Genomic DNA, 5,894 nt, shown 5'->3' with positions numbered 1-5,894 from the left:
TCGTTACACTCATTTGAAAAAATCAAAAAAAAAAAAGAAAATTCAAAAACAGAAAAAATTGTAGCGGAAATAAATTGAGATTTAGGTGGTTCTAAGTAAGAGCATAAAGAGATTCCGACGTCACCTGTTTTTTCGCGGTGCTTCAAAACGTTGACTTATCAGGCTGTGCCTGACGAATCTTAAAGAAAGTAACAGACGTCAAAATAGTGTATTTCTCCTTTTTTTTATGTTTCTACAAATGCTGTTCTAACAACGTTTCAAAGAGGTTGTGTGTTGCACATGCAACACGGTGCAACACATTTTGTGTTGCACCTGTGACACGAAACGTCGGACACATGTGTTGCGTTTTTGGTGTTTTTTAGCTCATTTTTTTTACAGGAAAATAAAAAAAAGCAGAGGTCAAATTATTTTTTGATCCCTGTTTTTTTTTTATTTTATGTAATTATTTTTCTGAAAAATTATATAAAGGGACTCTAGGTTTTGTCGATTCTTTAAAAATTAATACATGAAATTGCTTAAAAATATGTATCTAACTATCTTTTAGATAAAAGTTTATTTTATCTTTTTTTGAATACAATTTATGATTCTACTCATAAATTTACTATATAAAAATTTAAAAGAATAAAGTGTAAAAAAAAAGATCTAACCGCTTGATAAGCAGTAGAATCTTTTTTTTATTTAAGTTAAAGATTATAAAAACTGCAACAATATATAAACTACTTAGTGAATTTTTCAACTACAAAAGTGCTAAACGCTTGGGTTGTTCTAGCACTATTTTTATAAACTTTTATATCTTCTTTAACAAAGTGATTATATTTATCATCATCTTTATATTTTTTAACTGTCCAGTAAGATGTTGCTCCAGCAGCATTTATGCTTTTTGCAGCTTTAGCAATTAAACCGTTAGCAATTACTTTTAATCGTGCACTAGGAATTTTACTAGTAATTGTGCTACCTAAACCTCTTGTAATCCATTCTGATACTTTAGAAACTAAAAGATTATCAACTCTATCATTAAACTTATAAGTAGCTATATAAGACCAAGTATAAACTGGTCCATCTGTTACAGCAACATAAGGAGTTATTAAACCTTCAGTTGGTTTTGTTGTTTCAATTGGTTCGGTTGGTTCTTGAGAATTAGCAAGTTCTTCTTCCTCAACTATAATCTCGTAAGATTCTTCACCATCTTCGACATAAATAGTTTCCCCAACATTTTCTTGAGCTTCTATTAGTGCTTCTTCTTCTGTTGTAAAAGGATTTGTTTCGGAACCATCTTCATATGTAGTAGCTGAAACTGATAAACCACTAGAAAAGAAAATTGGTAAAGCTAACGAAGCAGTTAATATTGAAACAAAATATTTTTTCATTGCCAAAATAATTACCCCCTTTTTTTATAATGTGATTTTAATCTAATGTAACATTAAAAGTAACTAAATTTTAATTTTATTTTAATCTTTTATGATATAATAGAAAAAAATTTAAGGATGTGTTTTATTTGAACAAAACAGTAAGAAATCATTTGTTAGGAGATATCATTATATATTTATTTATGATTACGATAAGTTTAATTATTACTACGCTATTGAATATTAATGTTCAAAGTCAATACATAATTGGTTTCTTATTAGCATTTGGTTCAATTTTCTTAGGTGAAATATTATTAAAACGTTACTTTCCCCATCTCGTAAGAACTTCTAGTGAAACTAATGTTGAATTAATTATACTAACGATAGTTGTGTTTTTTTTAGGAGATATAATTTCTAAAAATACTAGTTTTTGGATAATCATTACACTTTATTATCTAGTTTATGTGATTGTTACTACTCTATTTGAACAAAGTAAACTAAGAAAGAAAAATAAATAAAAAATGAATATTTTTATATAAACATTAACGCTTCTCTCCTAAAAATTCATAATATCTAAAAGAATAGAGTAAGTAGTATTCAATTGATTGTGGCTTACTCTATTTTCTTATCTCATTTTAAATTTAAGTTCAATACATGAAATGATATAAAAACGTGTATCCGGAATCCTATTCTAATAGGGTTCTTTTTTTGTATCGTCCTCCAATACATGATTACACTTTCACTAGAACAATAATCGACTATTCTTTTTTGTTAAATAGACGACTGAAAAAGCCTTTTTTTACTTGTGCTGGTTCGGTATTATCTTCAGTTGCAGCGTTAGAAACATATTGATCTGTTTGGGTGAAATCATATTCTACTTTTTTATTTGATTCTAACTGCAGTTGTTCAATTTGCTTATTAGTTTGTAAGGTAAGACGTTGTTGCTGGTCCAATAGATTTTGTTGTTCTTTTAGTAGTTTTTGAAGCATATCTATCTGCTTGTCTTTAGCTAAAAGCTGTTCTTGATAGAAATATGAGTCGTAAACTTGGTTTTCGTTATTTCGGAAACTAGTTTGCTTATCAGTTTGCGATTGGTTTTTTTTATCCGAAATAAACATTGATTTAATAACTTTTTGACCTTCTTCGCTTATCACAAACTGGTTTCCGATTTTCGTAAACCATTTCTTCTTTTGTGTTTCTGTTACTTTTTTCGAAATTGCTGTTTTGCTCACACCTATTTCTTCTGCTAATTCTTTAATTGTTTTTTTACTCATGTTAACTCTCCTTGTTATGCCTTCTCTCTATTACTGGACAGGTTTATATCCTATACATACAACTATAAATTTTACTTATTATGAATAAAATTTTTTAGATTAAAAGAATAACTTGAACTTAACTCAATAGAGCATAATTTAAAAAGATATTATAGTTGCTGTAAAGTAAGTTTCTTGCAAGTTGATTTTCAAACCACTCATCTCCATCGTCAAAATCTTTATCAAGTTTCCACCCAATGTAATGCAAAAATTCATGTTTAATAGTTCCTTGAATATCTATTGTTTTATTCTTTTCTAAAAAATCTTTAGAAATAACTATTTTTTGGGGAACATCTTCAGACGAAGAAAGCATATAACCAGATTGGTTATTTTTTAAAAGAGAATCTTCTTTTTTAGTATTTAAAAATACAGGTATATCAATCTTTACACCATACTGGCTAATAGCCCATTCTTTTGATTGTTTAACTAAATTGTAAAATAGTTGTATGTTTTTTCTATTCTCTGATTTTCTTTTTCGTGACTTGTAACTCATTTTATACGCTCCTGTTTAAATAATTAATTTTTAAGCCAATTAAACAACGGAACTTTAGGATTAAGTGGTTCTTTCCCTTCCGTTTCGAGTAGAAAATTTAAAGCTTCTAAGTCGTCATTTGCTTTTTTAGTAAGTTTGCTACAATGATCAGCTGTTAATCCTACTTCTTGGTCTAAGTAACGGGCTCTCATTGTCTGAAAATCTCGGATAATAGATAAAGCTCTTTCTCTATTCGTTTTATCATTAATTTCTGCATACATTAGTATATCGTTCAAAACTACATCTGCCATACTAAATAATATATCAATTTGCTTCTGAGAAGCTTTTGAAATTCCTTTACCAGTACTCCAAATCAATTTGAATCCAGTAATTGAACGACCTTTTTTTATCTCTTCATACTTCACTTCTAACTCGGTAAATTTATTGATTTCAGCAATCGCGACATCGAGAACATATTTCTTCAGAAGCCCCGTATTTTCACGATAACTTTTCTTTTCATCGACACCAAAAATTTCCATGATAGTATCTTTTGTCAAAGACTTATACCAACAGCCGTATGAACCTCTCAAGTGGTCGTACAAAGTCCAACTAAAACCACTTTTGAATTTCGCAGTGACAGTCAAGTCAGTCAAGACATACCTATCTTTCAAGTCTAATATATGTGGTGTGATTTCTGGATCCCAGAGAAACGTAAAGGTACCATTGTCATATTTCATTTTCCTAAAAACATTCCAGTATTCGAATGAGTCATTCTCTAAATCTTCCAACCCTGCTTGAATACTTAGTATTCTTTGGGCGTCAACCTTTGCATGCTTAGTTTGATATTTTTCAATGCCAAATTTCTTCTCGAAATCAGCCTTAATAAAAGTTGTCGAACCATCTTTTTGTGTAGAATAAATCGCATAGGATAGCAACTGCATTTGGTTCAAGGTCAAACCTTGATTGAGTTTTGAGGTTGATAGCTCATTGCTCTTTTTAATACTATCTGCATTGCTAATCAGAACTTCCTTTTTATTTAATCTCCCGGCCATAGAAGAACCCCCTTGTTAGTTGTAAGTTAATAGTAACGTAACTTACATAACTAATCAATATGAATATGTTTTTAATTTCAAGCTTATAGAAAGAGGGATAAAAAACTTTCGATAGAGGGATAAAAAACTTTCAATAGAGGGATAAAAAACTTTCAATAGAGGGATAAAAAACTTTCAATAGAGTCTATAAACCGTTGGTATATATGTGTTTATAGCGACCTTAAAGTTAATAAAGTTAATGAATTTAATAAAAAGTAATAAATACGCAGACGCGCGAAAAAAAAGGATTGGTTAAAAAATAGTGGTAACTGCTATACTTATTTAGCTGTCACCTTTTTAAGCTGAACTATTCAGCAAGAAAGGAGGCTTTATTGTGAATATACTTTTTGACGTCTTACTTGGAGTCCTGATTAATGTCATTGCCCATGGCATAATCAAATGGCTAGATTCCAAGGACAAAACAGACAGCTAGCCTGCCCGTATAGAAAAATACGAAAAAAAAGACCAGTAGGTTGCCCCCCACTGGTCTTTGGCTTTATCGTGAATATCTTTTTGTACCTTTATTATCGCATATAACCATTTAAAATCAAGTAACAGATCATTCAAAGGAAACCTTGCTTCGCAAGCTAAGGACTATCTTATAAGGTCAAAAGAAGTCGCTTCGCTCCATTTGCAAGGAAAAAAGGGGACTGTCTAAAAATCTGATAAATGGGCTTATTGTTAAAACAGCTTAAGGATGATATTTGTTTACTGCTCTCTACGTTCGTGCAGGGCAAGCCCTACATACCCAAAATCAGAAAAAACCAAAAAACAGACAGCAACTTAGTTGAATACCCATCGTTAAACGCAAAAAAAAGCATGTTTAACAGATTTCACCCTTCTAAACACATATTTCCCTCATTTGATTTTTAAAGTAGCTTAGAAATGATTTTAAAGCTTATTTTAGCTATTGACTTTGAATCAAGAGTTACTCTCTAAAACTTTACGTGTAAGGTAACTAAAAAACATAGTATTAGCAGAGTAAGAAAGAATACAAATTAATGTTATGCCTGAATCAGCGTCTGATAAAGCAACACCAAGCACCACTAGGGTAATTAAAATGTGTAGGATTCCAGCTAAAACTAATAAAGATTTAAACTTTTTCTGTTGAGGTTTAGACAATCTTGTAAGTTGATTTGATTTAACAGAGACCACAGAGAAAAAGCGTACAAATATAGACGTATAGTTTCCTAACATAATATTAAAAATACTAAATAAATGACCAAAAACAATTATCGCAACGAGAACGTAAAGTATGTAATCTGCCAAAAAAAACCCTCCTAAAGTATTTAATTATCTTTTTTATTTTGATTTTTTCGAGCAAGGTGAAGTAAAATAATAAAATTTAATTGCAGAATATAAGCAGCAGGTCTGGCGATTATCTCATCTTGAAAAATAAAAAACATTCCCATAGAAAAGTTGAATATTGCTAATAAAAAAAGTGGGTTTTTCATAATTTCTTTATTCAAAAATACACCTCCTAATAAAAAATGATATAGCTAATTATAGATTTATTAATTTAAAAAGAAAGGGCGCACTTATACTCCAATAAAAACTTTTTGGAGTATGCGCTAAGATCCAAATCAAATTCAAGGGCGCACTTACACACGATAAAAAATATCGTGTTTGTGCTAAAGAAATGTGTGAAAAATCGCTCCGCAATTTTAAAAAT

Annotated in this window: 7 protein-coding genes; 1 reads left to right on the top strand and 6 read right to left on the bottom strand. The window is 30.0% G+C overall.

From position 1 onward, the window contains the following. Positions 1-716 precede the first annotated feature (716 nt). Positions 717-1,373: a hypothetical protein gene (locus tag NST49_RS12635; protein WP_035024314.1), complete on the bottom strand. Its 657-nt coding sequence runs from the start codon at positions 1,371-1,373 to the stop codon at positions 717-719. Between the two features lie 122 nt (positions 1,374-1,495). Here NST49_RS12635 and NST49_RS12630 point away from each other — a divergent pair, with 122 nt between their 5' ends. Continuing rightward, entirely contained in the window at positions 1,496-1,864 is a 369-nt protein-coding gene (locus NST49_RS12630; RefSeq protein ID WP_035024312.1) for a hypothetical protein, read from the top strand. A gap of 240 nt (positions 1,865-2,104) precedes the next feature. Here the strand turns inward: NST49_RS12630 and NST49_RS12625 are convergent, their stop codons facing one another. The 5 genes from NST49_RS12625 to NST49_RS12605 all read right to left on the bottom strand — a co-directional run bounded on the left by NST49_RS12625 (position 2,105) and on the right by NST49_RS12605 (position 5,691). Beyond that, positions 2,105-2,620, bottom strand: coding sequence for a hypothetical protein (locus NST49_RS12625; RefSeq protein WP_035024311.1), 516 nt, complete (start codon positions 2,618-2,620; stop codon positions 2,105-2,107). Positions 2,621-2,738: 118 nt separating this feature from the next. Next, positions 2,739-3,152 carry a hypothetical protein gene (locus NST49_RS12620; RefSeq protein WP_035024309.1) on the bottom strand — a complete coding sequence of 138 codons (414 nt, stop codon included), beginning with the start codon at positions 3,150-3,152 and terminating at the stop codon, positions 2,739-2,741. Positions 3,153-3,175: 23 nt separating this feature from the next. After that, positions 3,176-4,183, bottom strand: coding sequence for a replication initiation protein (locus NST49_RS12615; protein ID WP_035024319.1), 1,008 nt, complete (start codon positions 4,181-4,183; stop codon positions 3,176-3,178). Positions 4,184-5,143: 960 nt separating this feature from the next. After that, positions 5,144-5,491, bottom strand: coding sequence for a hypothetical protein (locus NST49_RS12610; RefSeq protein ID WP_035024325.1), 348 nt, complete (start codon positions 5,489-5,491; stop codon positions 5,144-5,146). 20 nt (positions 5,492-5,511) lie between these two features. Further along, positions 5,512-5,691, bottom strand: coding sequence for a hypothetical protein (locus NST49_RS12605; protein WP_035024323.1), 180 nt, complete (start codon positions 5,689-5,691; stop codon positions 5,512-5,514). Positions 5,692-5,894 lie beyond the last annotated feature (203 nt).

It is taken from the genome of Carnobacterium sp. FSL W8-0810, assembly GCF_038007125.1.
In the GTDB taxonomy this organism is placed as follows: domain Bacteria; phylum Bacillota; class Bacilli; order Lactobacillales; family Carnobacteriaceae; genus Carnobacterium_B; species Carnobacterium_B inhibens.
The sequence above is the reverse complement of the archived record's forward strand: the minus strand, read 5'-3'. Positions and strand labels throughout refer to the sequence as shown.

What these genes read in the sequence shown, in the direction of transcription:
- NST49_RS12625 (WP_035024311.1), bottom strand. Translation starts at nt 2,620, where the DNA reads ATGAGTAAAAAAACAATTAAAGAATTAGCAGAAGAAATAGGTGTGAGC.
- NST49_RS12620 (WP_035024309.1), bottom strand. Translation starts at nt 3,152, where the DNA reads ATGAGTTACAAGTCACGAAAAAGAAAATCAGAGAATAGAAAAAACATA.
- NST49_RS12615 (WP_035024319.1), bottom strand. Translation starts at nt 4,183, where the DNA reads ATGGCCGGGAGATTAAATAAAAAGGAAGTTCTGATTAGCAATGCAGAT.